Genomic DNA, 24,648 nt, shown 5'->3' on the forward strand with positions numbered 1-24,648 from the left:
GGGAGAACTGTGGTTAAGGAACTCGGCAAATTGCATCCGTAACTTCGGGAGAAGGATGACCCCATGATGGTGACGGCACTTGCTGTCCGAGCCTGAACGGGTGGCACAAAATAGGGGAAAGCGACTGTTTACTAAAAACACAGCAGCGTGCGAAGTCGTAAGACCATGTATACGCTGTGACGCCTGCCCGGTGCCGGAAGGTTACGGGGAACGGTTAGCTCTTCGGAGCGAAGCTGTGAACCTAAGCCCCGGTAAACGGCGGCCGTAACTATAACGGTCCTAAGGTAGCGAAATTCCTTGTCGGGTAAGTTCCGACCTGCACGAATGGCGTAACGACTTTCCCACTGTCTCAACCACAGACCCGGCGAAATTGAAGTACGAGTAAAGATGCTCGTTGGCTACAGAAGGACGGAAAGACCCCGTGGACCTTTACTATAACTTGGTATTGGGTTGTGGCACGTGTTGTGTAGGATAGGTCGGAGACGAGGAAGCGTGTGCGCCAGCATACGTGGAGTCACCCTTGAAATACGACCCTGCTCATGTCGTAACTCTAACCCAGGACCCTGATCGGGTTCGGGAACAGTGCCAGGCGGGTAGTTTGACTGGGGCGGTCGCCTCCCAAATGGTAACGGAGGCGCCCAAAGGTTCCCTCAGACTGGTTGGCAATCAGTCGTCGAGTGCAATGACACAAGGGAGCTTGACTGTGAGACATACAGGTCGAGCAGGTGCGAAAGCAGGGCATAGTGATCCAGCGATTGCGTGTGGAAGCGTCGTTGCTCAACGGATAAAAGGTACCCCGGGGATAACAGGCTCATCTTCCCCAAGAGTCCATATCGACGGGAAGGTTTGGCACCTCGATGTCGGCTCATCGCATCCTGGGGCTGAAGCAGGTCCCAAGGGTTGGGCTGTTCGCCCATTAAAGCGGTACGCGAGCTGGGTTTAGAACGTCGTGAGACAGTTCGGTCCCTATCCTCTGTAGCCGTAGGAGATTTGAGGAAAGCTGTCCGTAGTACGAGAGGACCCGGATGGACGCAGCTCTCGTGTGCCAGTTGTTCCGCCAGGAGCACGGCTGGTTGGCGACCTGCGGAAGGGATAAGCGCTGAAAGCATCTAAGCGCGAAGCCTGTTCCAAGATGAGATCTCCCACTGGTACAACCAGGTAAGGCCCGTGGCAGATAACCACGTTGATAGGCCGGATGTGTAAGCACAGCAATGTGTTCAGCAGACCGGTACTAATCGGCCGAGGGCTTGGTATCGGTACTCAGCCTCGAGGAAGTGCACGTCACGAACGTGCGCTGTGCGTGCATCGCTGTGCAGAATGCTGCGTTCGGCAGGTCCGAACGCAGTGCAGCGATCTGGACCGACAGATCTCCGGTGGTTATGGCGGCAGGGCCACACCCGTTCCCATTCCGAACACGGAAGTTAAGCCTGTCAGCGCCGATGGTACTTGGGGGCAATTCCCCTGGGAGAGTAGGTCGCTGCCGGAACCCTGAACCCCCGTCGCATCTGCGGCGGGGGTTCTTCGCGTTCGGGGCCTACCCTCGCAGGGTGGCAGACAACCGGCGCCCGTCTCGCAAGGACCCACAACGGCGCGCTCAGCAACGGCGCCCTCGGCGCGACCAAGGCGGAGCGCAGATGCGCAATCGCCGGGACGGGGTCGCACGCGGCGGCGACCGCGAATCCAGCGGCGCTCGCCGCGGTCGCCAAGACGGCGAGCGTGATGACAGCCGACGTGAGCGGCGGAGTCGAGGCCCGACGAGCGGGCAAGTTCGTCGCGACAACTCTGACAGCGGCCGACGGCGTGATCCTGATCGGGGGCGCGGCCAAGGCGGACAGCGGACGACGCATCGGATGGACAAACCGGTCGACGATGTCGCTGGCAAAGCAGCGCGACGGACCGATTGGGGCGGCGTGGCCCGCAAGGGAGCGTCGGTGCTTCATCCGATTCCCGGTGCGGATCGGGGTGACGCCTACGCTGCCAAGACCCCTGAACGTCAAAGCAGGCGACCGGAACCGCCACTGTGGCTCCAGCCCGCCCCGCGTCCCGCTGAGAGCACCCAGCCTCGTCGACGGCCGAATGTGCGACTGGACACGCCGCAGCTTGAGGGGCCAGGGGTTCGCGGCATGTCGCCTGAACAACAGGCGCGGCTGGCACGGCGCCTGCGTGAAGCCGGCGAGGACTTCCTTGCTGAGCGATTCGGAGATGCACACGCAGTCCTGCGCCCGCTCGCGTCCCGCTACGCAGCCGTAGCTGAGGTGCAGGAACTGCACGGTCTTGCGCTGTACCGCTTAGGCCGGTGGATGGCCGCTTCTCACCGGCTCGAGCAGTACGAGGAGCTGACTGGCTCCGTCGATCAGCTGCCCGTCCTTGCGGACTGCTACCGGGCGCTGGGCCGGCTCAACGAGGTGCACGATGTCTGGGACCGGCTGCGGCATGCCGATCCAGACGCACAGACGATGACGGAGGGCCGGATCGTGGCCGCCGGGGCACTCGCCGACGAGGGCAGACCGGCTGACGCCATCCGCCTGCTCGAGGCGGGCCCGCTGCGTCCCAAGCGACCCAAAGAGCACCACCTGCGACTCTGGTACGCACTCGCGGACCTGTACGACCGGGTGGGTGACCTGCAGCGGGCCCGGCGCGGGTTCTCCCGGATTGCCGAGGTCGAACCCGGGTTTGTGGACGTGCAGGACAGGCTCGACGCGCTCGGCTCGCAGGGCGACTAGCGGTGTGTCCTGAGGTTTGCTCGCGGGGTGCCATCCGCTGTTTGCACAGGTCAGAAGACCAGCGCACCGTGCAACGAAACCCGCGACGCACCACTAGGAGACTGCTGAGCAATTGCCGAAATCGCCGATTCACGGACACAAAGCCGCAGGTCAGAGCATTGCAGACTTGCCCGGATCCGAATAAATCAGCAGTCTCCTAGTGCGATGTCCACAAACGTTCGCGCGCTTGCGAACCTAAGATTTGCCCGCAGTTCCAGTGTTTTGCTTCGGTGTCACCATGCGCAGGTATGTGGACACCGCACTAGCGACTGCTGAGATCGGTGGATCCGCATGTGTCTCGACGGCACGCGGATCAGCCGATCATCTTGGGGCGCGGGTAGAGTGAACCCGTTGATCGGCGTCTGCCGCCCCCATGTACCGACCAAGGGACCAGCGACGCCTGAACGTGCGAGACACGCAGCCGACATGACTACCGACCGTGACCGTTGACATCGAGTGCCTGCTGGGCGACCAGGCCTCCTATCTGCTGGACCACAAGTGCGAAGGCATCGGACGGGACCTGCTGACCCTGCCCGGCCCCGACTTCGTGACCGAGGTCGTAGCCGGCACCGACCGCTCCCCGCAGGTCATGCGGAGCCTCCAATCGCTGTTCGACAGCGGCCGGCTCGGCGGCACTGGCTACGTCTCCATCCTGCCGGTAGACCAGGGAATCGAGCACACGGGTGCGGCCTCGTTCGCCCCGAACCCGATCTACTTCGACCCGGCGTCCATCGTGGAATTGGGCATCGAGGGCGGATGCAACGCAGTAGCCGCCACCTTCGGCGTGCTCGGCGCAGTGTCGCGTCGGTACGCCCACCGGATCCCGTTCATCGTCAAGCTCAATCACAACGAGCTGCTGACATACCCGGCGAGCTACGACCAGATCATGTTCGGATCGGTCGCCCGCGCCCATGAGCTCGGTGCTGCGGGAGTCGGGGCGACGATCTACTTCGCCTCGGCCGAGAGCGGCCGCCAGATCACAGAAGTGGCCGCGGCATTCGAGGAGGCGCACCGGCTCGGCATGTTCACCGTGCTGTGGTGCTACCTGCGCAACTCGGCGATCAACGTCGAGGGCATCGACCACCATGTGGCGGCCGACGCCACCGGCCAAGCCAACCACCTCGGGGTGACGATCGAGGCTGACATCATCAAGCAGAAGCTGCCCGAAAACAACGGTGCATTCGTCTCGGTTCCGGGTTTCGCCAAGACCCATGCAGCCGTTTACGACCAGCTCACCAGCGATCATCCCGTTGACCTGTGCCGCTGGCAGGTGGCCAACTGCTACATGGGACGCGTGGGCTTGATCAACTCCGGCGGCGCCAGTTCGGGTGCCACTGACCTGGCTGAGGCGGTGACGACAGCAGTCGTGAACAAGCGAGCCGGCGGTATTGGACTCATTTCAGGCCGCAAGGCCTTTCAGCGGCCGATGGCCGAGGGCGTCGAGCTGCTCGGCGCTATCCAGGACGTCTACATGGACCCGGCGGTGACTATCGCCTGAGGTGATTCCCCACCGCCGCATCGTCGCGGACGCGGCTAGCGTGGTCGCCTGAAGCGGCCGCAACCTCCAGCGCCCTATTTCTTCGAGGAGCAACCGTGACCGACACCGCATCGCGCGAACTGCCGCTGCAGGAGATCGATGAGGTCATCATCCGCTTCGCCGGCGATTCCGGCGACGGCATGCAGCTGACGGGCGACCAGTTCACGAGCATCTCGGCGGCGCTCGGCAACGACCTGTCGACGCTGCCCGAGTTCCCCGCTGAGATCCGGGCGCCGCAAGGGACGCTGGCAGGCGTCTCGGCGTTCCAGGTACGCATCTCCGATTTCGACATCACCACGCCTGGTGACGCACCGACCGTGCTTGTGGCCATGAACCCCGCAGCGCTCAAGGCCCAATTGCACAATCTCGCGCAGGGCGGAGCGCTGATCGTGAATACCGATGCGTTCAACGAGCGCAATCTGGAAAAGGCCGGATACGCCAGCAATCCTCTCGACGATGGGACGCTCGACGATTACCGGACCTATCCCGTGCCCATGAGCCAGATCACCCGCGACGCGGTGGCTGAGCACGGCGTGAAGCCGCGTGACGCGGAGAGATCCAAGAACTTCTTCGCTCTCGGCCTGATCTCGTGGATGTACACCCGCCCCGTCGAGCCGACGCTCGAGTTCATCAACACCAAGTTCCGGGGCCGCGCCCAGGTCATCGATGCCAACACCTCAGCCTTCAAGGCCGGATACAACTTCGGCGAAACCGCCGAGATCTTCGAGGCGCACTACGAGGTGAAGCCTGCGCCGCTGGCGCCCGGCGAGTACACCAACGTCAACGGCAACACGGCCTTGGCGTGGGGTTGCATCGTTGCGGGACAGCTGGCCCGCCTGCCGGTCTTCTTGGGTTCGTACCCCATCACCCCTGCTTCGGACATCCTGCATGAAATGTCGATGAAGAAGAACTTCGGCGTGCGGACCTTCCAAGCCGAGGACGAGATCGCCGCTGCGGCCTCCGCGGTTGGGGCGGCATTCGGGGGGGCGCTTGCGTTCACCTCCACGTCGGGTCCGGGCTTGGCGCTCAAGGGCGAGACGCTCAGCTTGGCGGTGAGCCTGGAGCTGCCGCTGGTGGTCTTGGACATCCAGCGCGGCGGTCCGTCCACCGGCCTGCCCACCAAGCCCGAGCAGGCCGACCTGATGATGGCTATGTACGGGCGGCACTCCGAGTCGCCGCTGCCGGTCGTGGCCCCGCGCAGCCCGGCCGACTGCTTCGACATCGCGATAGAGGCATGTCGCATCGCGCTCAAGTACCGGACACCGGTGATCGTGCTGTCCGACGGCTACTTGGCCAACAGTTCCGAGCCGTGGCTGTTGCCTGACGTCGATTCGCTGCCCGATATCGGCGTCGACTTCGCCACGGAATTCAACGGCACCAACGAGGACGGCGACGGCATCTACTTGCCGTACCTGCGCGACCCTGAAACGCTGGCCCGACCGTGGGCGATTCCCGGCACGCCGGAGATGATGCACCGAATCGGCGGCATCGAGAAAGAGGACCGCACCGGCAACATCTCCTACGAGCCCGAGAATCACCAGCTGATGGTCGACCTGCGACAGGCCAAGATCGACGGCGTCGACGTGCCTGACGTCGAGGTCGTCGGCGATGCCGACGCCGACTTGGTCGTGCTGGGCTGGGGATCGACGTGGGGCGCCATCGACGCGGCGGCAGGCAGGTTGCGCGAGGCCGGCTTCGAAGTGGCGCAGGTGCATCTGCGCCATCTGCATCCGCTTCCGGCCAACCTCGGCGAGGTGCTGCGGCGTTACCGCGCCGTGGTATGCCCCGAGATGAACAAGGGGCAGTTGTGCGACATCGTGCGCGCCAAGTATCTGATCGACGTCGAGCACATCGGCAAGATCGATGGTGTGCCGTTCACCACCGGCGAAGTGACGGACGCCGTTCGCAAGCGACTCGAGTCGCTTGCATCGGTGTGAGCACCCGCACGGCATGACAAGACTGCGCAAAACTGCGCAAACCGACAGCATCGAGCACATAGAGAACCCATAGAGGCGAGCACCACGATGACCGACACGTCCTTCACAGCGACGACTCAGCCCGGCGACTGGGCCTCCGACCAGGAGGTGCGGTGGTGTCCTGGCTGCGGCGACTATTCCATCCTCACCGCGCTGAGGATGCTGATGCCGAGCCTCGGCGCCGAGCCGCGCAACACGGTGTTCGTCTCGGGCATCGGTTGCGCCGCCAGATTCCCGTACTACATGAACACCTACGGCGTTCACGGGATCCACGGACGCGCACCAGCCATTGCGACCGGCTTGGCGATGGCTCGCCCCGACCTTGACGTGTGGGTGATCGGCGGCGACGGAGACATGCTGTCCATCGGCGGCAACCACCTGATCCACGCGCTCCGGCGCAACGTCAAGATCAAGCTGCTGCTGTTCAACAACCAGATCTACGGTCTCACCAAGGGCCAATTCAGCCCGACCAGCGAGATCGGCAAGGTCACCAAGAGTTCGCCGATGGGCTCGTTGGATGCGCCGTTCAACCCGCTGGCAGTCGCGCTCGGGGCAGAGGCCTCGTTCGTGGCCCGGACTCATGACATGGACCGCCAGCACATGATGGACACTTTCCGTCGGGCGCATGCCCACGACGGAGCGGCGTTCGTCGAGGTCTTCCAGAACTGCAATGTCTTCAACGACGGCGCATTCGAGGGCGTCACGAAGAAGCAGAATCGCGACGCCAACCTCATCCCGCTGCGCAACGGCGAGTCCATTCGTTTCGGAGCTGACGGAGAATTCGGCGTGATCGATGAGGCCGGCTGCGCCCGGGTCGTCCACACCGCTGACGTGAGTCCCGGCGAGTTGCTGGTTCATGACGAGTCCAAGCACGACCCCTCGACGGCATTCATGCTGGCCCGGCTGGCTCGTGGCCCCTTCGAGCCGACACCGATCGGCGTGTTCCGCGCCGTGCGGCGCAGCGAGTACGCCATGGCCACGACGCGGCAGCTGGCCGCGGCCCAGCAGAAGCAGGGTCCCGCCGACATCGGCCAGATGCTGCGCTCACGCGGCACTTGGCTCGTCTGACGAGTTCTCTTTTCGCCCAGAAATCTCTGCGGCGGCGGCCGAGTGCGCTGGTACTTTCGGCCATATGACAGCCGTGCGACGACGCCTTGACAGAGAGCTAGTGCGCCGAGCCATGGCACCGTCTCGAACTGCCGCGCAGGAGCTCATTTCCGGTGGCCGGGTGCTTGTCAGCGGTGCGGTCGCGCACAAGGCGTCGCGGATGGTGGCTGCATCCGAACCGGTCCATATCAGCGGCGAGCGCGCTCGGTTCGTGTCACGGGGTGGTCAGAAGCTCGATGCAGCCCTCGATTCCTTCAAGATCGACGTTCGCGGCCGGCGCGCACTCGACGCCGGTGCGAGCACTGGGGGATTCACCGATTGCCTGCTGCAGCGCGGCGCAGCCGAAGTCGTGGCAATCGACGTCGGTCGCGGACAGATCGATGCGGGCCTGCGCTCGGATCCCCGCGTGACAGTACGAGAAGGCTGCAATGTGCGACATCTCGGACCCGATGACATAGGCGGGTCGGCCGACTTCGTGACTGCCGATCTGTCGTTCATCTCGCTGCGGACGGTGATGGCAAACCTGGCCCGGTGCATCGCACCAGGCGGCGACCTCGTGCTGCTCGTCAAGCCGCAGTTCGAAGCCGGCCGCCGCGAGGCCTCGCGGGGCAAGGGCGTCGTGCGCGATTCGGCGGTGTGGAGACGAGTGCTGTCCGAGGTTGCAGCGTCGGCGTCCTCCCATGACGTCGCGCCAGCGGGTGTCGTCCCTTCTCCGGTACGCGGTGCGGCAGGCAACGTCGAGTTCTTCCTGCACTGCCGACGGACAGCGAGCGGCGGGCCGCCGACTGCCGGCCACCCCGCTGGCACGGACGGCTTCGATTTTGCCGACGCTTCCGCCGAAGCGGTACGGCGCGCCGAATTGATCCACGCAGCGCCAGAGGCTGAGCCGGCAGGCGAAGCCGTGGCCCGAGCGGCCCGTGAGTCCATATCCAATGAGAATGAGGAACAAGGGCGGGAAGGAACAGGTGACGTGACGAGAGGACTCGGCTCTGCATCCGCCTGCTCAGGACGTGCCCGATGAGTGCGGTGCTCGTCGTCGCCCACGCTGAGCGCTCAGAGGCGCTGTCGGCGTCCAAGGGGCTGGTGGACTGGCTCTCCGATGAGGGCCATGCCGTCGAGATGGGACGCAGTGAAGCGGTAGCCATCGGTCGCAGCGATCTGATCGCAGCCGAGCCGATTCGCACGGCTCTCGACCTCGCCGTGAGCGTCGGGGGCGACGGCACCATGCTGCGCTCGTTCGACTTGGTCGCTGCCGCGGGAGTGCCCGTGCTCGGGGTGAACGTCGGCCACCTCGGCTACCTGACAGAGTTCGAGCCAGCCGAGCTGATCGACGTTGTCGCATCGGCCCTCGCGGGATCACTGGGCATCTCCGAGCGGATGATGGTCGCCGCAACAGTGTGCAGGGCGTCGGGCGCCGAACCCGACGACCCCGATGAGGGTGCGGTGTGGACAGGCTTGAACGAGGTCGTCCTCGAAAAGCGCGACACGGGCCACACCGTCAGATTGGAGGTACGGCTCGACGGCGACATGTTCGCCACCTACGCAGCGGACGGCATCATCGTGTCGACGCCGACTGGCTCCACTGCTTACAGCCTGTCGGCAGGTGGGGCCGTCGTTGCCCCGACGCACTCGTCGCTGCAGGTCACGCCGGTTGCGCCGCACATGCTGTTCGATCGCTCGCTGCTGCTGGGGGCGGACACCGAGATCGGCATCCGGGTGATCAGCGAGCGGCCGGCACTGGCGGCCGTGGACGGTCGATCCGCCACGATGCTGCAGACCGGCGACGAGCTCGTGGTCACGCGTGCCGCCTGCACAGCTCGATTCGTCACCGCAGGGGGCGACAGCTTCCATCGCGTGCTGAAGCACAAGTTCGGCCTCAAGGATCGCTGAGTCCACGATGCTGGCCGAGCTGGCAGTGCGCAATCTTGGCGTGATCTCGAGCGCCAGGCTGGTGCTCGGCGGCGGCATGACGGCGCTGACCGGCGAGACCGGTGCCGGCAAGACGCTCGTCGTCCAAGCGGTGCAGCTGCTCATGGGGGGCCGCGCGGGCCCCGCGATGGTGCGAGCTGGTGCAGACGAAGCGGTCGTGGAGGGCCGGTTCGTCAGCCCCGACGGCGCCGAGCGCTTGCTCCGCCGTGTCATTCCTGCCGCAGGTCGCAGTCGCGCCTATCTGGATGGCGCCATGGCGTCGGCGCCTGAGCTTGCCGAGCTCGGCATCGGACTCGTGGATCTGCACGGCCAGCACCAGCACCAGTCGTTGCTGCGTCCCCGCACCCAGCGCGACGCATTGGACCGCTGGGGCGGCATCGACCTGCGGCCGCTGCGGATCGCACGAGACGAGTTACGCGCACTGGCGGACAATCTGCGGGCGCTCGGAGGGGATGCGCGCGCCAGAGTGCAGGAGATGGACCTGCTCCGGTACCAGGTCGACGAGATCTCATCTGCCCGGTTGGACGATCCTGGCGAGCTCGAACAGATCGCTGCGCAGGAAGATCTCTTGGCGGATGCCGCAGCCCACCTTGTCGACGGCCACGCAGCACGCAGCGCGCTGTCCGGCGACGACGGTGCCATCGACAGACTGGGCAGCGCTGCGGCAGCTCTGGCCGGCCGCAAGGCATTTGCGCTTGTGCATGATCGGCTGTCGGCAGCGGCAGCGGAGATGGACGACACGGTGACGCAGCTGAGAGGCGTGCTCGACGCCATCGAGGACGATCCGCGGGCGCTGGCCGAAGTGCGTGCGCGGCATCAGTTGCTGCGCGAGCTGACTCGCAAGTACGGCGACACGCTTTCGGAAGTGGCAGCGTTCGGCGCCCGGGCAGCAGAGCGTCTCTCGCAGCTCGAGCGTCATGCGGAGCTTGCCTCCGAGTTGGAGGAGGGCATTGCTGCGGCGCAGCTCCGCGTCGGCGACGAAGCTCAGGCTGTGGCCTCCGCTCGCCGGGCCGCAGCACCCGGTCTCGCCGAAGCAGTTCGACGGCATCTGACGTCGCTGGCGCTGGCCAGTGGGACACTGGAGGTCTGCGTTGCCGGTGATCCGCCAAGCGACGGCGTCGAGCTGCTCTTCAGCGCCAACCGGGACTCGCCGCCGGGACCGTTGTCGAAGGCCGCTTCCGGCGGTGAGCTGGCGCGGGTGATGCTGGCGCTGCGGCTGGTCCTCACCGACGGCCCGCCCACTCTGGTGTTCGACGAAGTGGATGCCGGCATCGGCGGCGAGGCCGCGCTGGCGGTCGGTCAGGCCCTCGTGTCGTTGACGGAGCATCACCAAGTCGTGGTGGTGACGCATCTGCCGCAGGTAGCGGCTTTTGCTCACCATCACGTAGCCGTGCGCAAGTCCGACGACGGAGTCTCGGTGGCCTCCGATCTCGTCGTGGTGAGCGGGACGGATCGCGTGACCGAATTGGCGCGGATGCTCTCAGGTCAGCCGTCCTGGGACAGCGGTCGCCAGCATGCAAGCGATCTGCTCGAGAGCGCTGCTGCTCAGCGACCGCACCTGCAGTCCGCGCCTCTATCCGCTGAGAGCCCGTCCATCGGCAGTCCAGTCCCGTGAGAACGACCCGCCGGCGAGCGAACTCGGCACGTCGGCGCTGGCGTCACCGCCGGAACAACCGCCATGCGGGGGTTGCCGGGCGGTGTCGCGTGGATCGCCGCACCAAGAACCTGCTTCCGCGTCTCGAACGCGGCGAGGTCGCCGTCATTCACCACTTGGATCTGGATCGGGTCGCTGCGGACGGACTCCTCGCTGCGGGAGCGTCCGCTGTGGTCAACGCCGTGCCGACGATGAGCGGCAGGTATCCCGCGCTGGGCGGGCTCACGCTCGCTCAAGCCGGTGTGCCGGTGCTGGACGACGTCGGCATCGAGGCGTTCGAGGCCCTGCGAGACGGCGACGAGATCATGGTCGCGGACGACGAGGTGCTGCGTGAGGGCGTGCTGATCGGCACTGGCTACCGCCGCGATGCCGAGTACTTCGAGAGCGTGCTCGAAACGGCTCGCGTCGCAGTGCGCAGCGAGCTCGGGAGTTTCGCCCGCAACACGCTGGAGTACTTGGATCAAGAGCCGCAGATACTCACCGACGAGTTGGAGGTCCCCGTGCTGCGCCATGATCTGCGGCACCGGCACGCGCTGGTGGTGGTGCGCGGCATCGACTACCGGGAGGATCTGGCTGCGCTGCGGCGCTCGGGTTACATGGCCGACATGCGGCCGGTGATCATCGGTGTGGACGGAGGCGCCGACGCGCTGCTCGAAGCAGGTCTCACACCCCAGATCATCATCGGCGACTTCGACTCGGTCTCGCAGCGAGCGTTGAATTGCGGGGCTCAGCTCATCGTGCACGGCTACCCCTCCGGGGGCGCGCCGGGAGCTCGCAGACTCGAGGACGCGGGCCTTGACTACGACGTCATTGCGGCGCCGGGCACCAGCGAGGACCTTGCTTTGCGGCTGGCGTTCGAGCAGCGAGCAGAACAGATCGTCGAAGTCGGATCGCACACTTCCATGGTCGATTTCTTCGACAAGGGTCGAAGCGGCATGGCATCGACGTTCCTCACCCGCATGCAGGTCTCATCAGCGCTGGTGGACGCCAAGGGCGTGAGCCGGCTGTACCGCACCCAGGTGCGCAAACGGGACATGGCGATGCTCATCGTCTCGGCCCTCCTCACGATCGCCGTCATCGCCGCCGTGACCGAGCCGGGTCGCCTGCTGCTGCGCACGCTGTGGATCAACATGGGCTTCTGACGGGATTGCAGCGTGATCAATCTCCGCTACCACATCGTGTCCATCGCAGCAGTATTCCTGGCCTTGGCGATCGGCCTGGCGCTCGGTTCGACGTTCGTGGACTCGGTGCTGGTGAGCAACCTCGAATCGCGCGTGGACCAGCTCCAGGCCGATACGCAGGATGCGATCGACCGGTCAGCGCAGGCTGAGGCGGTCCGCGACGAAGCCTTGGCTGCGCGCGATGAAGCACTCGCAAGCGTCGAAGGAGCGCGCTCGGAGCGATTCGAGGTGGAGGATCTCGTGCGTCCCTACCTCCCGCAGGGACGCCTGAGCGACACCATGACGCTGGTCGTCGCAGCGGAGACCGTCGACCCCGCGACCGTCGCCGCAATCCGAGACCGGATCTCCGCTACCGAGACCCAACTCGGCGGGGTGCTGTGGCTCAGCGACGACCTGCGCCTCGACGACGAGACGGTGCGCACCGAGATTGCCGAGGCGTACTCGCTTGCCGGCAGCAGCCGCGCTGCAGTGCAGAGAGCCCTGCGCTTTCTCGTGCCGCAGGCGCTGTTCCGGCCCGCCGAAGCGGGATCGGGCGCCACGGCCGATGTCGGTGCCATCACCGACGCCGGCGCCCTCGATGGCTTCTCGCGCGGGTTCTCCTCGGTGCCGCGGACGCGCACTGCGCTCACCGTGCTGCGCGATCTCGGATTGGTCTCCCACGACGGCACCGGCGCCGTGGCGCTGCATCTGCTCGGCGGGGAGGGTTTGCGGCTCGTCGTGGTCACTGACGCTGCTGCTGCGGGGCTGAATGAGGACTTTGTGTTCGAACTGCTCCGCGCGATCGCCGATGAGGGGCACGACGGCACCGGTGTCGTCGTCGAGGTCCCCGCCGTGGGTGCAGCGAGCGCTGCCTACGGCGCGGTGACTGCTCGGGTCCAGTCTGACCCGCTGCTGTGGAACTCATTCTCGACCGTCGATCAGGTGCACACGTTCTCGGGAGACTTGGCGCTCTTGGTCGCGCTGACGAAGCTGCCCGACGTCACCCATTACTCGTCGTCAGTCGTCAGTCACGGATTGGGTCCCCCATGACGCATGCGGTAGCGATTGTGCCGGCGTACAACCGGGCTGACACCGTTGGCGCCACGGTGACGGCGCTGCGGACGGTGCCCGACGTGCTCGATGTCATCGTCGTGGACGACGGATCGGCAGACAGCACCGCATCCGTTGCGGCGGCCGCCGGGGCCCGCGTTGTCGAGTTCGCCCGCAACCGCGGCAAGGGGGATGCGATCGCGGCGGGGGTCGCCGCCTCGGGTGCCCCCGAGGTGTACCTGCTCATCGACGCTGACTTGGGCGACAGCGCAGCACTGGCAGGCGGGTTGCTGGAACCGGTCGCGCAAGGACTGGCCGACATGGCGATCGCGGTGCTCGGCCCTCCGGACCGGCCCAGCGGGTTCGGCCTGGTGAAGGCACTCGCAGCCCAGGTCGCTCGCGCCGAGACGGGCCTGGAGCTGGCCGAACCGCTGTCAGGTCAGCGCGCGGTACGGGGATCGCTGCTGCGCTCGGTGGATCTCGCCGAGCGTTTCGGGCTGGAATTCGGTCTGACACTCGACGCGTCCGCCCGTGGCGCCACGATCCGTGAGATCGAGATCGCTTTCGAGCACCGACCCAGCGGGCGCGACCTCAGCGGCTTCGTCCACCGTGCCCGCATCGGCCGGGACGTTTGGAGGGCGGCGGTGTCTCGCGCTGGCTGCTCCAAGACGGTCTTTCACCTCGCGGCATCGCTGCTCAGCCGAGTGCGGACTTCTGGGCGACGCAGGTCTCAGCCGGCATCGGGGCAACGGCGCCGTCTAGGTCGCCGCATGTTGAGTCGCCGGCGATCGGCGCTGCGCTCGTGGCCTGGGCGGCGGTTGCGCTCGTTGCGGCAGCCGTCGCTGCGCAACGCCACGTCACGGCTGAGGTCGATCCAATGGCGGCGTATCGAATCACGACTCGGCGTGAGGTGGCGCCAGCGGGCGCGGACCTGGCTGAGACTGCGGCTGCGCCGCTCCTCGAACGACTCGTGAGCGTGCAGGTCTTTTCCGCGCCTGCCGACACCGGGCGATGACTGCCGCACCGTGCTTGGCCTACATCTCCAGCGGGCCGCAGGCATCGGTGGTGCTGCTCGCGACGCTTGTCTCTGCGCTGGCGTTGGCAGCGGTGATCTGGCGCTGGCTCAGGCGGCGCATGAGGCGAGAGCGCTGGATCCGACCGAACTACCGAGACCATCGGGTGGTCGCAGTCTCAGGTCTCATCGTCATCGCTGCCTCTGCCGTCGTTGTCGTCATCGCAGCAATCGTGTCGGCCACGCTGCCCGAAGGAGAACGGCAGTGGGCCGTTCATCCGCCGCAGCAAGAAATGCTGCTGGCCCGCTCTCCGGACGCGGCCACGATCGCCGGGTGCATCGCTGCGCTTGTGCTGCTGGTGGGATTCGGGTGGCTCGGCTACCGCGACGACCAACGTGGCAGCCAGGCGGATCAGCGCGTATCGAGCGGGTTCATCGGCCATCTTCGTCTGAGCTGGCGTCAGCGGGCGTTGACGACCGGCCTGCAGAAAGCCGTGGGCGGCGCCGTCGTGGCCCTGATCGGAGCGCAGGTCGCCCTCTGGGGCGACCCGGGGGAGGCTCGTCGCATCGCCGGAGCGAATTCCGCGGACTGGCTCGATCCGGTGTTGCACGCCTTGGGGCTGCGCACGGGTCCCGAGGCGATGTGGAGCCTGATGGCACTGGTGCGTGGTGCGCTGATCGTTGCGCTCGGGGCGAACCTGCTGAACCTGCTGGACCGGGTACCGGGGCGCGCCACGAAGACGGCGCTGGCGTGGTGGCTGGTGGGACTTGCGCCAGCGGCGATCGTGGCGTCCAGTTCGCCCGGCCGCTTCGGACTGGGAGCTGACACCGCCGAGTCAGTGATCTGGGCTGCGGCGGCAGTGGGGGCCGCAGTGGGGCTGCTGCGCAGCGAGATGGCCGAACAGCACATGCAGGGCGATGTGGGAGTGAATCCGCTCGGTGCCCTGCTGGGAATGGCCACCGTCGCGGCGTACCCAGCGACGGTCGAATGGGCAGTGCTGGCAGCATTGGCGGCGCTGAATCTTGCCAGCGAGCGCTGGTCGTTCAGCCGGGTCATCGACGCAGTGCCCCCGCTGCGATGGCTGGATCGGCTTGGCTCGCCCTGCCGCCATTGCTGAGCTTCAGCCATGCCCGCTGCATGGCAGCGGCGCTGGGTCTTATGCCCGCTGCATGGCAGCGGCGCTGGGTCTTATGCCCGCTGCATGGCAGCGGCGCTGAGCCGATGCGCCGCGAGTCGTTCGTCGAGGGCGGGATGGACGATGCGGCCGTCGGTCACGATGGGCTGGCCGGCCACGATGGTCTCGCGGGCGGACAGCGGGCCGCAGCGCAGCCAGGCTTCGATCGGGTCGGACAGTGCGCCGGCGAAAGCCGGCCCGTCCAACTGCCACACCACCAGGTCGCCGCACGCACCGGGAGTCAGCTCTCCGATCTCGCCCTCCCGGCCTAAGCACCCTGCACTGCCTCGGGTCGCCGCATCCAGGACATCGCGGGCGGAGAAGTACACGGTGCTGTCTTGTTCGGGGCCGTCTCGGTTGGCGTCAGCGGCAGGGCGACCGCTGTCCAGGCCTTTCTCGACGCTCAGGTTGCGCTGGCCGTCGCGCAGCCGCCCGACCAGCAGCGCGTTGCGCGCTTCGGTCCACATAGATGCCGAATCGGTGCTGGACGAGCCGTCCACGCCGAGGCCCACCGGCACACCGGCAGCTCGCAGCTCGCGCACCGGCGCGAGACCCACGCCGAGCAGCAGGTTCGAGCTCGGGCAGTGCGCCACGCCAGTGCCCCATCTGCCCAGACGAGCGATCTCGGAAGGGTTGGGCTGCACCCCGTGCGCGATCCACGAACGACTTGTGCCCCACCCGCAGTGCTCGAAATACTCCACCGGCCGCATGCCGAACATCTCGACGCAGAAGCCGTCCTCGCCCGGGTCCTCGCACAGGTGGGTGTGCAGCCGCACATCGAGGCGTTCGGCCATCTCGGCTGTTGCTGTCATCAGATCCGTCGAGACCGAGAACGGCGAGCACGGCGCAAGCGCGATGCGGACCATCGCGTCCGGCGAACGGTCATGGTGGGTCGCGACCAGCCGCTCCGAGTCCTCCAGGATCTCCTCGCGCGTCTGGCAGGCCTCATCGGGCGGCAACCCGCCGCCGGACTGGCCCAGCGACATCGAGCCCCGGGTGGGGTGGAAGCGCATGCCCAGTTCGGTCGCCGCTCTGATCTCCGCAGCGATCAGGTCCCCGGCGCCACGGGGATGCACATAGAGGTGGTCGGTGCTGGTGGTACAGCCTCCCAGGGCAAGCTCGGCCAGACCGACCCATGCCGACAAGTACGCGCCTTGTTCGTCGAGGCGCGCCCACAGCGGGTAGAGCGTGGTGAGCCAGTCGAACAGGCCGCCCCGCAGCGCCGGAGCGTAGGAGCGGGTGAGGTTCTGGTACATGTGGTGATGGGTATTGATGAGTCCAGGCGTCACCAAGCAGCCGCGCGCATCGATGCGGAGCGTTGCGGGCGGAGGCGCCTCGGATGATCCGCCCACTGCGCTGATCATCCCATCGGTGATCGCGACCCAGCCGTCGGCGATCTCGCGACGCTGTGAGTCGCATGTGGCCAGCAGGTCTGCGCTGTGCACGAGCAGATCCGCTGGCGCGGGGTTCTGTGCAACGCCCTCTGGTCGGTCGCCGGTGTCGCTCATGGCCTCCCGCCTGCATCAGCCAGCCCTGCATCAGCCAGCCCTGTCCGAAGCGACGGTAGCTTGAGAACACATGCGGGAGAGCCAGCGAGGAAGGAACATGTCTCGGCCCGGCGTTTTTGTCGACGAACCTCTTGCTCTCCGATCTCGTTCCCCGTCCTCGTCGGAGACGGGTTCACGCGCTGCCAGGCCACAGGCCCAGCCGCGTGGCTAAGCACATTTTCGTCACCGGCGGAGTAGCCAGCTCCCTTGGCAAAGGACTCACCGCAGCGTCCCTCGGGCGCCTGCTCGTGGCGCGGGGCCTGCGGGTCACGATGCAGAAGCTGGACCCGTACATCAACGTCGACCCCGGCACGCTCAACCCCTACGAGCACGGCGAGGTGTTCGTCACCGACGACGGCGGCGAGACCGACCTCGATCTCGGCCACTACGAGCGGTTCATCGACGTGTCGCTGACCCGCGACTCGAACGCCACGACCGGATCGATCTACCAGAAAGTGCTCGCGGACGAGCGTCGCGGCGAGTATCTCGGCCGGACCGTGCAGGTCATCCCGCACATCACCGACGAGATCAAAGAACGCATCCGCAAGCTGGCGACCAGCGACGTGGACGTGGTCATCACCGAGGTCGGCGGCACTGTCGGCGACATCGAGATCCTGCCGTTCCTCGAGGCAATCCGCCAGATGCGTCTCGAGGTCGGCCGGCAGAACATCTGCTACGTGCATGTCACGCTGGTGCCCTTCATCGGCCCGTCGGGCGAGCAGAAGACCAAGCCCACCCAGCACTCGGTCACCGAGCTGCGCAGCCGCGGGGTGCAGCCCGATGCCATCGTGCTGCGCAGTGAAGGACCCATCGAGGATGGCCTCCGCAACAAGATCTCCAATCTGAGCGACGTCGAGCTGGCCGGGGTCGTGAACGCACCGGATTCGTCGATCCTGTACGAGATACCGATGGTGCTGCGATCCGAAGGACTCGACAGCTTCCTCTTGAGCATCTTGGGCTTGGACGACGTCGAGCCGGACCTCGCCGAATGGGAGGCGATGCTCGCACGCATCAATGCGCCGCAGGCGAAGGTGCGCATCGGCATCATCGGCAAGTACGTCACGCTGCCTGACGCCTACCTCTCGGTCGTCGAGGCGCTGCGCCACGCCGCCTCTTACCACGGCGTCGAAGTCGACATCGAGTGGATCCGCTCCGAGGAAATCGAGGGCTTGCTCGCCGCTGGGCGGCTGCGGCACCTCGACGGCATGGTGATCCCCGGTGGGTTCGGCTCACGCGGCATCGAAGGCAAGATCGCCGCGGCCGCCTACTCCCGCCAGAACGACATTCCCTGCCTCGGCCTGTGTCTGGGCCTGCAGGTCATGGTCGTCGAGTTCTGCCGCAACGAACTCGGCCTGCTGGGCGCCAACTCGACCGAGTTCGACCCCAACACGCTGCACCCGGTCATCGACCTCATGCACGCCCAGCGCGGCATCTCCGACAAGGGCGGCACGATGCGGCTCGGCGCCTACGTTGCGAGGCTGGCGCCTCGCAGCCGGGTCGCCGCGATGTACGGCGACACACTGGTCAACGAACGGCATCGCCACCGCTACGAGGTCAACAGCACCTACCGCGAGCGCATGGCAGAGGCCGGCTTGCAGTGCAGCGGGCTCTCGCCCGACGGTCGCCTGGCGGAGTTCATCGAGCTGGACGGTCACTCGTTCTGGGTGGGCACCCAGGCGCACCCCGAGTTCAAGAGTCGCCCCAACCGGCCGGCACCGCTGTTCTGCGGCCTAGTGGGCGCTGCGCTCGCCCGGGCAGAGGGACGCAACCCGCAACTGCTGCCTGCAACTCCTGCCGCGGGAGCGCTCGGCACCGAACCGCCAGGCATTCGTCCGCCGGACTGACCGTGGCCGCTGGACTGGCCGTAGAGGCAGAGGACTACTTGGGCTGGCTGTCGAACGAACGCGGCCGGGCGGCGCGCACGGTGGCGTCCTACCGGGCCGACCTCAAAGCGTTCTCGGCGTGGCTGACCGAACGGAACGCCGATCTGCTGGCCGCCGGTTCAGGCGATATCGCCGCCTACCTCTCGCACCTACGCGACGAGCTGCAGCGCGCCCCCTCAACGGTCGCGCGCACAGCGGTGAGCCTGCGCGGCCTGTACCGGTTTCTCGTCGCAGAGGACTTCGCGTCGTCGGATCCCGCGGGAGCCCTGGATGTGCCGCGCACGCCGGCCGGGCTGCCACGCGCGCTGCGCCAGGACCAGGTTGCCGATCTGCTGGCCTCCCCGGTCGGGGACGATCCGCTGGCGCGACGGGACCGAGCGATGCTGGAGGTGCTCTACGGCATGGGGCTGCGTGCCAGCGAACTGGTGGCGCTGTCGCTGGGCGACGTGGACCTCGACGAGCGGCTGATGAGGGTGTGGGGCAAGGGAGGCAAGGAGCGGGTCGTGCCGGTGGGCCGGCACGCTGCATTCGCCGTAGGGGAGTGGCTGAGCGGCGCCGGACGGGGCGCCATCGAGCCTGTCAAGTGGCGATCCCGCGATGATGCGGCGGCGCTGTTCCTGAATGCCCGGGGTCGCCGGATCACCCGCCAGGGGGTGTGGCTGATCGTGCGGCGCCACGGCGAGCGGGTCGGTCTCGGACCGGACCAGCTCACGACCCATGTGCTGCGGCATTCTTGTGCGACTCACATGCTCGACGGCGGGGCAGACATTCGCAGCGTGCAGGAGATGCTGGGTCATGCGTCGATCTCCAGCACCCAGCGCTACACGGCGGTTTCGCAGGAACGCCTGACCGAGGTCTACCGCCAAGCCCACCCCCGCGCCCGCTACTAGCAGGGCGCCGAAAAAGCCGGTCTTGGGCAGTTGCCGAATATGAACATGATCCGGCAAAGATGCGCGCTCCGCTCACCTCGCTCGGACGAAGCGAAGCGACCGCAGCATCGGTCAAGACGCTGATCGACGACACCGCCAGTGCCGGCGGCGCCACGAGCCGCGAAACCGTCCGGCGCCATATCGCACGGCTCGTCGAGGCATTTGTCATCGAGCCGCTCGCGGCATGGGCAACGCATCTGCGCAGCAAGGCGACGCTGCGCGTCAAGCCCAAGCGCTGCTTCGCCGACCCGTCGCTGGCAGCCGCAGCAATCGGCGCCACCCCTCACGGTCTGTACGACAATCTCGAAACGCTCGGCTTGCTGTTCGAGTCGCTCGCGATCCGCGATCCGCGATCTGCGCGTCTACGCGCAGGCCTGCAGAGCCGAGATCCGCTACTGCCAGGACAGCGCCGGCCACGAAGTCGACGCAATCATCACCCGTGGACATCGAGACTGGGCGGCGGCGGAGATCAAGCTCGGAGGCCCGGTGCTCATCAAGAGGGCCGTCAAGTCGCTGCGTTGGCTGCGCGACAACGTCGACACCAAGCGCCTCGGCGCCCCCGACGACTCATGGTGATCACCGCGTCGGGACACGCATATGAGACCACCGACGGCATCGCCATCGTCCCCCTCGATCAACTGGCGCCCTGACAACTCAGCGTCCGAGGTACCCGTCCAGAAAATCGGTTGACGCGAGGAACCTGCTGCAGTGGTGTTGCGGCGCATGACCGACCAGGAGTTCCTGCGCAGACTTCGCCGCTACGCGCGCAGACACGGCATGAGGGTCGAGTACCTGCCCGACCGCGGCAAGGGCAGTCATGCGCAGATTCGACTGGGCCATCGTACGACTACCGTGCGGCGTGGGGAACTCGGACCGGGTTTGCTGCGCACGATGCTGCGGGATCTCGACATCGACAAGAGGGAGTTCTGAAGCCGATGCGTTACGTGTATCCCTGCATCATCGAACGCGACGAAGAGGAAGCTGCTGCAACGGGACGGACCTGCTACCTCGCTGTCTTTCCGGACGTCCACGCGGCACATACGGGTGGCTGGTCGGTGCAGGAAGTGAACGACAACTTGCGGGACTGTCTCGAAACGGCGCTGAGCTTCTGCATCGACAGCAACGAACCGCTGCCGGAGCCCAGCGAGCCCGAACCGGGCCAGCTGCTCGTGGCGGTGTCGCCGCCGGTCGCCGCGCAGTTCGCCCTTCATGACGCCATGCTCGCTGCGAACGTCACTGCTGCGGAGATGGCCCGCCGCATCGGCATGCGCCCCTCCCACGCTCGCCGCATCACCGATATCTTCAAGCCCGCCAAGCCCGACCAGATCGAACGAGCACTCGCCGCCGTGGGCCTCCAGATGGTCAGCGAGGCCTCCCCGCTCGACCAGTGGGCACCAACCCCCGATCCTGCCCCGGCCCTCGAGTCAACCCACACCGCTCGAAAGAGCGGGCCGGCTCATTGATCGAAATGGACCGCTGTCGGGCAGCGGTTTCAAGTTGCACAGTGCTGAACTTGTTTTTTGCATAGTGTATTTCATGTTTTCTGCACTATGCAAGTGCTATATTTTGCTCGATGGAGCTAAGTTTGCTGGCGCCGGCGGGCTATTTGCCCCGCGTGGTCGACGCTCAGATGGAACGGCTGCTTCAGGTCGCGCCAGCGGTGGTCGTAGAGGGCGCGAGAGCGTGCGGCAAGACGTGGACAGGCCGGCGCTTCGCGGCCAGCGAGGTTCGCTTCGACGAGCTCGACTCCACCCGGCTGCAGCTGGCCATCGAGCCGCGGTCCTTCCTGGAGGGGGCCACGCCGAGGCTGCTCGACGAGTGGCACCTCGCGTCGGGCTTGTGGAACGCGATGCGCCACGCGTGCGACGACCGTGCTCTGCGGGGGCAGTTCATCCTGACCGGCTCGGTCAAGCCCACCCACGAGCTGACCGATCACAGCGGTGCCGGGCGAGTCGCCCGCTTGCGGATGCGCCCGATGTCGCTGTTCGAGTCCGGAGACTCGACAGGCGCCATATCGCTGCGAGGGCTCCTCGACGGCGAGCCGTGCGCCGCTGACACTGGCCGCGCGGGCGCTTCCGGCATCGGCCGAGCGGCTGACCTCGTCTGCCGCGGCGGTCTGCCCGACCTCATCGAGCTCAGCCCACTGGACGCGCTCGACCGCCTGCGCGACTACCTCGACGACATCGCACGCATCGACCTCGCCACCGGCGGCCCGCCGGCGCATGATCCGGCAAAGATGCGCGCCCTGCTCACCTCGCTGGGACGAAACGAGGCGACCGCAGCATCGGTCAAGACGCTGATCGACGACACCGCCGGTGCCGGCGGCGCCACGAGCCGCGAAACCGTCCGGCGCCATACCGCGCGGCTCATCGAGGCGTTCGTCATCGAGCCGCTCGCAGCGTGGGCGACGCATCTGCGCAGCAAGGCGACGCTGCGAGTCAAGCCCAAGCGCTACTTCGTCGACCCGTCTTTGGCGGCCGCGGCGATCGGCGCCACCCCGCACGGTCTGCACGGCGATCTCGAAACGCTCGGCTTGCTGTTCGAGTCGCTCGCGATCCGCGATCTGCGCGTCTACGCGCAGGCCTGCAGAGCCGAGGTCCGCTACTGCCAGGACAGCGCCGGCCACGAGATCGACGCCGTCATCACCCGTGGCCACCGAGACTGGGCGGCGGCGGAGATCAAGCTCGGAGGCCCGGTGCTCATTGAGCGGGCTGTCACGTCGCTGCGCTGGCTGCGCGACCACGTCGACACCGAGCGCGTCGGCGCCCCCCGACGGCTCATCGTGATCACCGCGTCGGGACACGCATACGAGACCACCGACGGCATCGCCATCGTCCCCCTCGATCAACTCGCACCCTGACAGCCCGCATCCCAAGTGCCCGTTCAGAAAATCGGTTGACGCGAGGTCGCTGCGGAAGTGGTCTTGCCGCGCATGACCGACCGGGAGTTCCTGCGCAGACTGCGCCGCTACGCTCGCAATCGTGGCTTGGCGGTCGATTATCGGCCCGAACTCGGCAAGGGCAGCCACGCCGAAGTGCGGTTGGGAGAGCGACGGACCTACTTGCCGAGAGGCGAGATGAAGCCGGGGACGCTCCGCAGCGTTCTGCGTGACCTCGGAATTGACAAGCGGGAGTTCTGAGCGATGAAGTACGAGTATCCGTGCACGATCTGGCTTGACGAAGAGCACCTGCGCGACACAGGGCGCGAGGGCTACAACGCGACGTTTCCCGATGTACACGGCGCGCACACCTGCGGCGACACTGTGCAGGAAACACACGGCCGATTGCGGGATTGCCTCGAGACCGCGCTGAGCGGCTGCCTGCACGACGGTGAGCCGCTACCGACACCGAGTGAACCCGAACCGGGTCAGGTGCTCGTGGCGGTGTCGCCGCCGGTCGCCGCGCAGTTCGCCCTCCATGACGCCATGCTCGCTGCGAACGTCACTGCTGCGGAGATGGCCCGCCGCATCGGCATGCGCCCCTCCCATGCCCGTCGCCTCACCGACATCTTCAAGCCCGCCAAACCCGACCGGATCGAACGAGCACTCGCCGCTGTCGGCATCCAGATGGTCACCGAAGCCTCCCCGCTCGAACAGTGGGCACCAACCCCCGATCCTGCCCCGGCCGTCTAGGCGGCAGCGCCCGAAGCGGCAGGCATGTGGCCCGCGCAGTCGTTTATGCGGCGGCGGTGGCGAGTTCGGTGGCTGCGAGGCCGACGGGCGGGGTGTCCCATTCCTTGAGCACGGGCAGCACCTCGGTGGCGAACAGGTCGCGGTTGCGGCGGGCCTCGGTCCAGGTCATGCCGGCAAAGCTCAGGTTCGGGAAGAAGGCCGCCATGTCGATCTTGTCTCTGATGACCTGGATCTTCTCGAGCACCTGATCGGGCGTGCCGAACGGCATCAGGCGGGCGAAGTCCTCGGCAGCGCCACGCGCGCCGTGACGATCGATGTACTTGGAAATGCCCTCGTAGAACTCGTAGCCCTTGACGCCCTCGTGCGGCCGCTTGGGGCCGAACTCGTAGTGCTTCATGACCGTGCCGTAGTAGTTGCAGATGTGCTCCATCGCCTTCTCCTCGGCACGATCGGCCTTGGTGTCGACGAAGCAGAACCCGCCCGACAGCGGTGGGGGCGGCGGCGCGGTGTGATGCTTGACCCACTCGCCGTGATAGGCGGCGAAGTCGGCCTCGACGATCTCCCACGGCTTCTGGGGGATCACCAGCAGACCGATGCCGAGCTGTGCCATGAGCGGCATGCCTTCGGGCGAAACAGCCGCGGCGTAGGTGCGACCCTTGAAGGAGTGCTCGGGCCGGGGGCGGATCTCGCGGCGGGGCTGCTGCACGAAGTCGCCGTCGTGCTCCACGTACCCCTGCTCGAGGCCCTCGATGAGCATCTTGGCGTACTCCAGGAAGCGCTCCCGGCTGGAGTTCATGTCCACCCGGAAACCCTCGTACTCGATCCGCGCAAGGCCGCGCCCGATGCCCAGGATGAGCCGGCCGTCGGACAGGTTGTCCAGCACGGTCACCTGCTCGGCGACTCGCATCGGGTCGTGCCACGGCAGCACGATCACCGCCGTGCCGAGCTGCAGGTTCGTCTTGCCGGCAACCCACGTCAGGAATTGCACCGGGTCGGGGCACATCGTGTAGTCGGTGAAGTGGTGCTCCACCGTCCAGATCGAATCGAAACCGAGATCCTCAGCTTCTTCGACCATGAGGATCTCTTGATCCCAAACCTCCCGGTCTGAGAGCGCATTCTCCGGGTTCTGGAAGACGGCCGAATAACCGACGTGCATGACGTGCCCCCTGGGTCCGGCCGCCGATGTCGGGGCCAAAATCTAATGTTAGGCAGATTCTCGCCACGCCGCGGCCGTGGCGATTCAAGGGCGCCAACCGGGCGCCGGGCTGGACGCGACGAGCCATGCATGATCGAGGG

The 24,648-nt window shown here is 66.6% G+C and carries 21 protein-coding genes and 2 rRNA genes (1 of these 23 only partly in view); 21 read left to right on the forward strand and 2 right to left on the reverse strand.

The annotated features are described in order from the left end of the window. The 13 genes from ACOGXQ_RS20110 to ACOGXQ_RS20170 all read left to right on the forward strand — a co-directional run. Positions 1 to 1,255: ribosomal RNA gene (locus tag ACOGXQ_RS20110) — 23S ribosomal RNA — on the forward strand (it extends 1,853 nt beyond the left edge of the window). A 114-nt stretch (positions 1,256 to 1,369) separates the two neighbouring features. Beyond that, positions 1,370 to 1,486 (forward strand): 5S ribosomal RNA (gene rrf, locus ACOGXQ_RS20115). Between the two features lie 637 nt (positions 1,487 to 2,123). Then, entirely contained in the window at positions 2,124 to 2,723 is a 600-nt protein-coding gene (locus ACOGXQ_RS20120) for a hypothetical protein (RefSeq protein ID WP_419945378.1), read from the forward strand. Between the two features lie 478 nt (positions 2,724 to 3,201). Beyond that, positions 3,202 to 4,260, forward strand: a complete 1,059-nt coding sequence (locus ACOGXQ_RS20125; protein ID WP_419945379.1) for a class I fructose-bisphosphate aldolase — start codon at positions 3,202 to 3,204, stop codon at positions 4,258 to 4,260. A 95-nt stretch (positions 4,261 to 4,355) separates the two neighbouring features. Beyond that, positions 4,356 to 6,236 carry a 2-oxoacid:acceptor oxidoreductase subunit alpha gene (locus tag ACOGXQ_RS20130; RefSeq protein WP_419945380.1) on the forward strand — a complete coding sequence of 627 codons (1,881 nt, stop codon included), beginning with the start codon at positions 4,356 to 4,358 and terminating at the stop codon, positions 6,234 to 6,236. Positions 6,237 to 6,323: 87 nt separating this feature from the next. Beyond that, positions 6,324 to 7,343 (forward strand): 2-oxoacid:ferredoxin oxidoreductase subunit beta, encoded by a 1,020-nt coding sequence (locus ACOGXQ_RS20135; protein ID WP_419945381.1) that lies wholly within the window; start codon positions 6,324 to 6,326, stop codon positions 7,341 to 7,343. A gap of 64 nt (positions 7,344 to 7,407) precedes the next feature. Beyond that, positions 7,408 to 8,403, forward strand: coding sequence for a TlyA family RNA methyltransferase (locus tag ACOGXQ_RS20140; protein WP_419945382.1), 996 nt, complete (start codon positions 7,408 to 7,410; stop codon positions 8,401 to 8,403). Next, positions 8,400 to 9,272, forward strand: coding sequence for an NAD(+)/NADH kinase (locus tag ACOGXQ_RS20145; RefSeq protein WP_419945383.1), 873 nt, complete (start codon positions 8,400 to 8,402; stop codon positions 9,270 to 9,272). The genes ACOGXQ_RS20140 and ACOGXQ_RS20145 overlap by 4 nt, the downstream gene beginning before the upstream one ends. A 7-nt stretch (positions 9,273 to 9,279) precedes the next feature. Beyond that, a complete protein-coding gene (gene recN, locus ACOGXQ_RS20150) occupies positions 9,280 to 10,926 on the forward strand; it encodes a DNA repair protein RecN (protein ID WP_419945384.1) in 1,647 nt (548 codons plus the stop codon). An 89-nt stretch (positions 10,927 to 11,015) separates the two neighbouring features. Further along, positions 11,016 to 12,107 (forward strand): putative cytokinetic ring protein SteA, encoded by a 1,092-nt coding sequence (gene steA, locus ACOGXQ_RS20155; protein WP_419945385.1) that lies wholly within the window; start codon positions 11,016 to 11,018, stop codon positions 12,105 to 12,107. A 12-nt stretch (positions 12,108 to 12,119) separates the two neighbouring features. Continuing rightward, entirely contained in the window at positions 12,120 to 13,175 is a 1,056-nt protein-coding gene (locus ACOGXQ_RS20160) for a copper transporter (protein ID WP_419945386.1), read from the forward strand. Continuing rightward, positions 13,172 to 14,149 carry a glycosyltransferase gene (locus ACOGXQ_RS20165; protein ID WP_419945387.1) on the forward strand — a complete coding sequence of 326 codons (978 nt, stop codon included), beginning with the start codon at positions 13,172 to 13,174 and terminating at the stop codon, positions 14,147 to 14,149. The genes ACOGXQ_RS20160 and ACOGXQ_RS20165 overlap by 4 nt, the downstream gene beginning before the upstream one ends. A 37-nt stretch (positions 14,150 to 14,186) precedes the next feature. Continuing rightward, complete coding sequence (locus tag ACOGXQ_RS20170) at positions 14,187 to 15,305, forward strand: hypothetical protein (protein ID WP_419945388.1); 1,119 nt, start codon at positions 14,187 to 14,189, stop codon at positions 15,303 to 15,305. Between the two features lie 71 nt (positions 15,306 to 15,376). Here the strand turns inward: ACOGXQ_RS20170 and ACOGXQ_RS20175 are convergent, their stop codons facing one another. Next, the gene (locus ACOGXQ_RS20175; protein ID WP_419945389.1) at positions 15,377 to 16,870 is read right to left on the reverse strand and encodes an amidohydrolase family protein; all 1,494 of its coding nucleotides are present in this window, start codon (positions 16,868 to 16,870) and stop codon (positions 15,377 to 15,379) included. Positions 16,871 to 17,073: 203 nt separating this feature from the next. Between ACOGXQ_RS20175 and ACOGXQ_RS20180 the strand changes: the two genes are divergently transcribed. The 8 genes from ACOGXQ_RS20180 to ACOGXQ_RS20215 all read left to right on the forward strand — a co-directional run bounded on the left by ACOGXQ_RS20180 (position 17,074) and on the right by ACOGXQ_RS20215 (position 23,352). Further along, positions 17,074 to 18,753 (forward strand): CTP synthase, encoded by a 1,680-nt coding sequence (locus tag ACOGXQ_RS20180; RefSeq protein ID WP_419945390.1) that lies wholly within the window; start codon positions 17,074 to 17,076, stop codon positions 18,751 to 18,753. 2 nt (positions 18,754 to 18,755) lie between these two features. Further along, complete coding sequence (locus tag ACOGXQ_RS20185) at positions 18,756 to 19,682, forward strand: tyrosine recombinase (protein ID WP_419945391.1); 927 nt, start codon at positions 18,756 to 18,758, stop codon at positions 19,680 to 19,682. A gap of 59 nt (positions 19,683 to 19,741) precedes the next feature. Beyond that, the gene (locus ACOGXQ_RS20190) at positions 19,742 to 20,371 is read left to right on the forward strand and encodes a DUF4143 domain-containing protein (RefSeq protein WP_419945392.1); all 630 of its coding nucleotides are present in this window, start codon (positions 19,742 to 19,744) and stop codon (positions 20,369 to 20,371) included. Positions 20,372 to 20,429: 58 nt separating this feature from the next. After that, on the forward strand, positions 20,430 to 20,651 hold the full coding sequence (locus ACOGXQ_RS20195) for a type II toxin-antitoxin system HicA family toxin (RefSeq protein ID WP_419945393.1): 222 nt from the start codon (positions 20,430 to 20,432) through the stop codon (positions 20,649 to 20,651). 5 nt (positions 20,652 to 20,656) lie between these two features. Continuing rightward, entirely contained in the window at positions 20,657 to 21,184 is a 528-nt protein-coding gene (locus tag ACOGXQ_RS20200; RefSeq protein WP_419945394.1) for a type II toxin-antitoxin system HicB family antitoxin, read from the forward strand. 110 nt (positions 21,185 to 21,294) lie between these two features. Further along, entirely contained in the window at positions 21,295 to 22,581 is a 1,287-nt protein-coding gene (locus ACOGXQ_RS20205) for an ATP-binding protein (RefSeq protein WP_419945395.1), read from the forward strand. A 72-nt stretch (positions 22,582 to 22,653) separates the two neighbouring features. Continuing rightward, complete coding sequence (locus tag ACOGXQ_RS20210) at positions 22,654 to 22,860, forward strand: type II toxin-antitoxin system HicA family toxin (protein ID WP_419945396.1); 207 nt, start codon at positions 22,654 to 22,656, stop codon at positions 22,858 to 22,860. 3 nt (positions 22,861 to 22,863) lie between these two features. After that, positions 22,864 to 23,352, forward strand: coding sequence for a type II toxin-antitoxin system HicB family antitoxin (locus ACOGXQ_RS20215; RefSeq protein WP_419945397.1), 489 nt, complete (start codon positions 22,864 to 22,866; stop codon positions 23,350 to 23,352). Between the two features lie 43 nt (positions 23,353 to 23,395). On the opposite strand, the gene ACOGXQ_RS20220 is transcribed toward ACOGXQ_RS20215, so the two are convergent. Further along, positions 23,396 to 24,508 carry an LLM class flavin-dependent oxidoreductase gene (locus tag ACOGXQ_RS20220; RefSeq protein ID WP_419945398.1) on the reverse strand — a complete coding sequence of 371 codons (1,113 nt, stop codon included), beginning with the start codon at positions 24,506 to 24,508 and terminating at the stop codon, positions 23,396 to 23,398. Positions 24,509 to 24,648: the final 140 nt, after the last annotated feature.

Origin of the sequence: Candidatus Poriferisodalis sp. (genome assembly GCF_965208485.1) — a bacterium.
Classification (GTDB): domain Bacteria; phylum Actinomycetota; class Acidimicrobiia; order Acidimicrobiales; family Poriferisodalaceae; genus Poriferisodalis.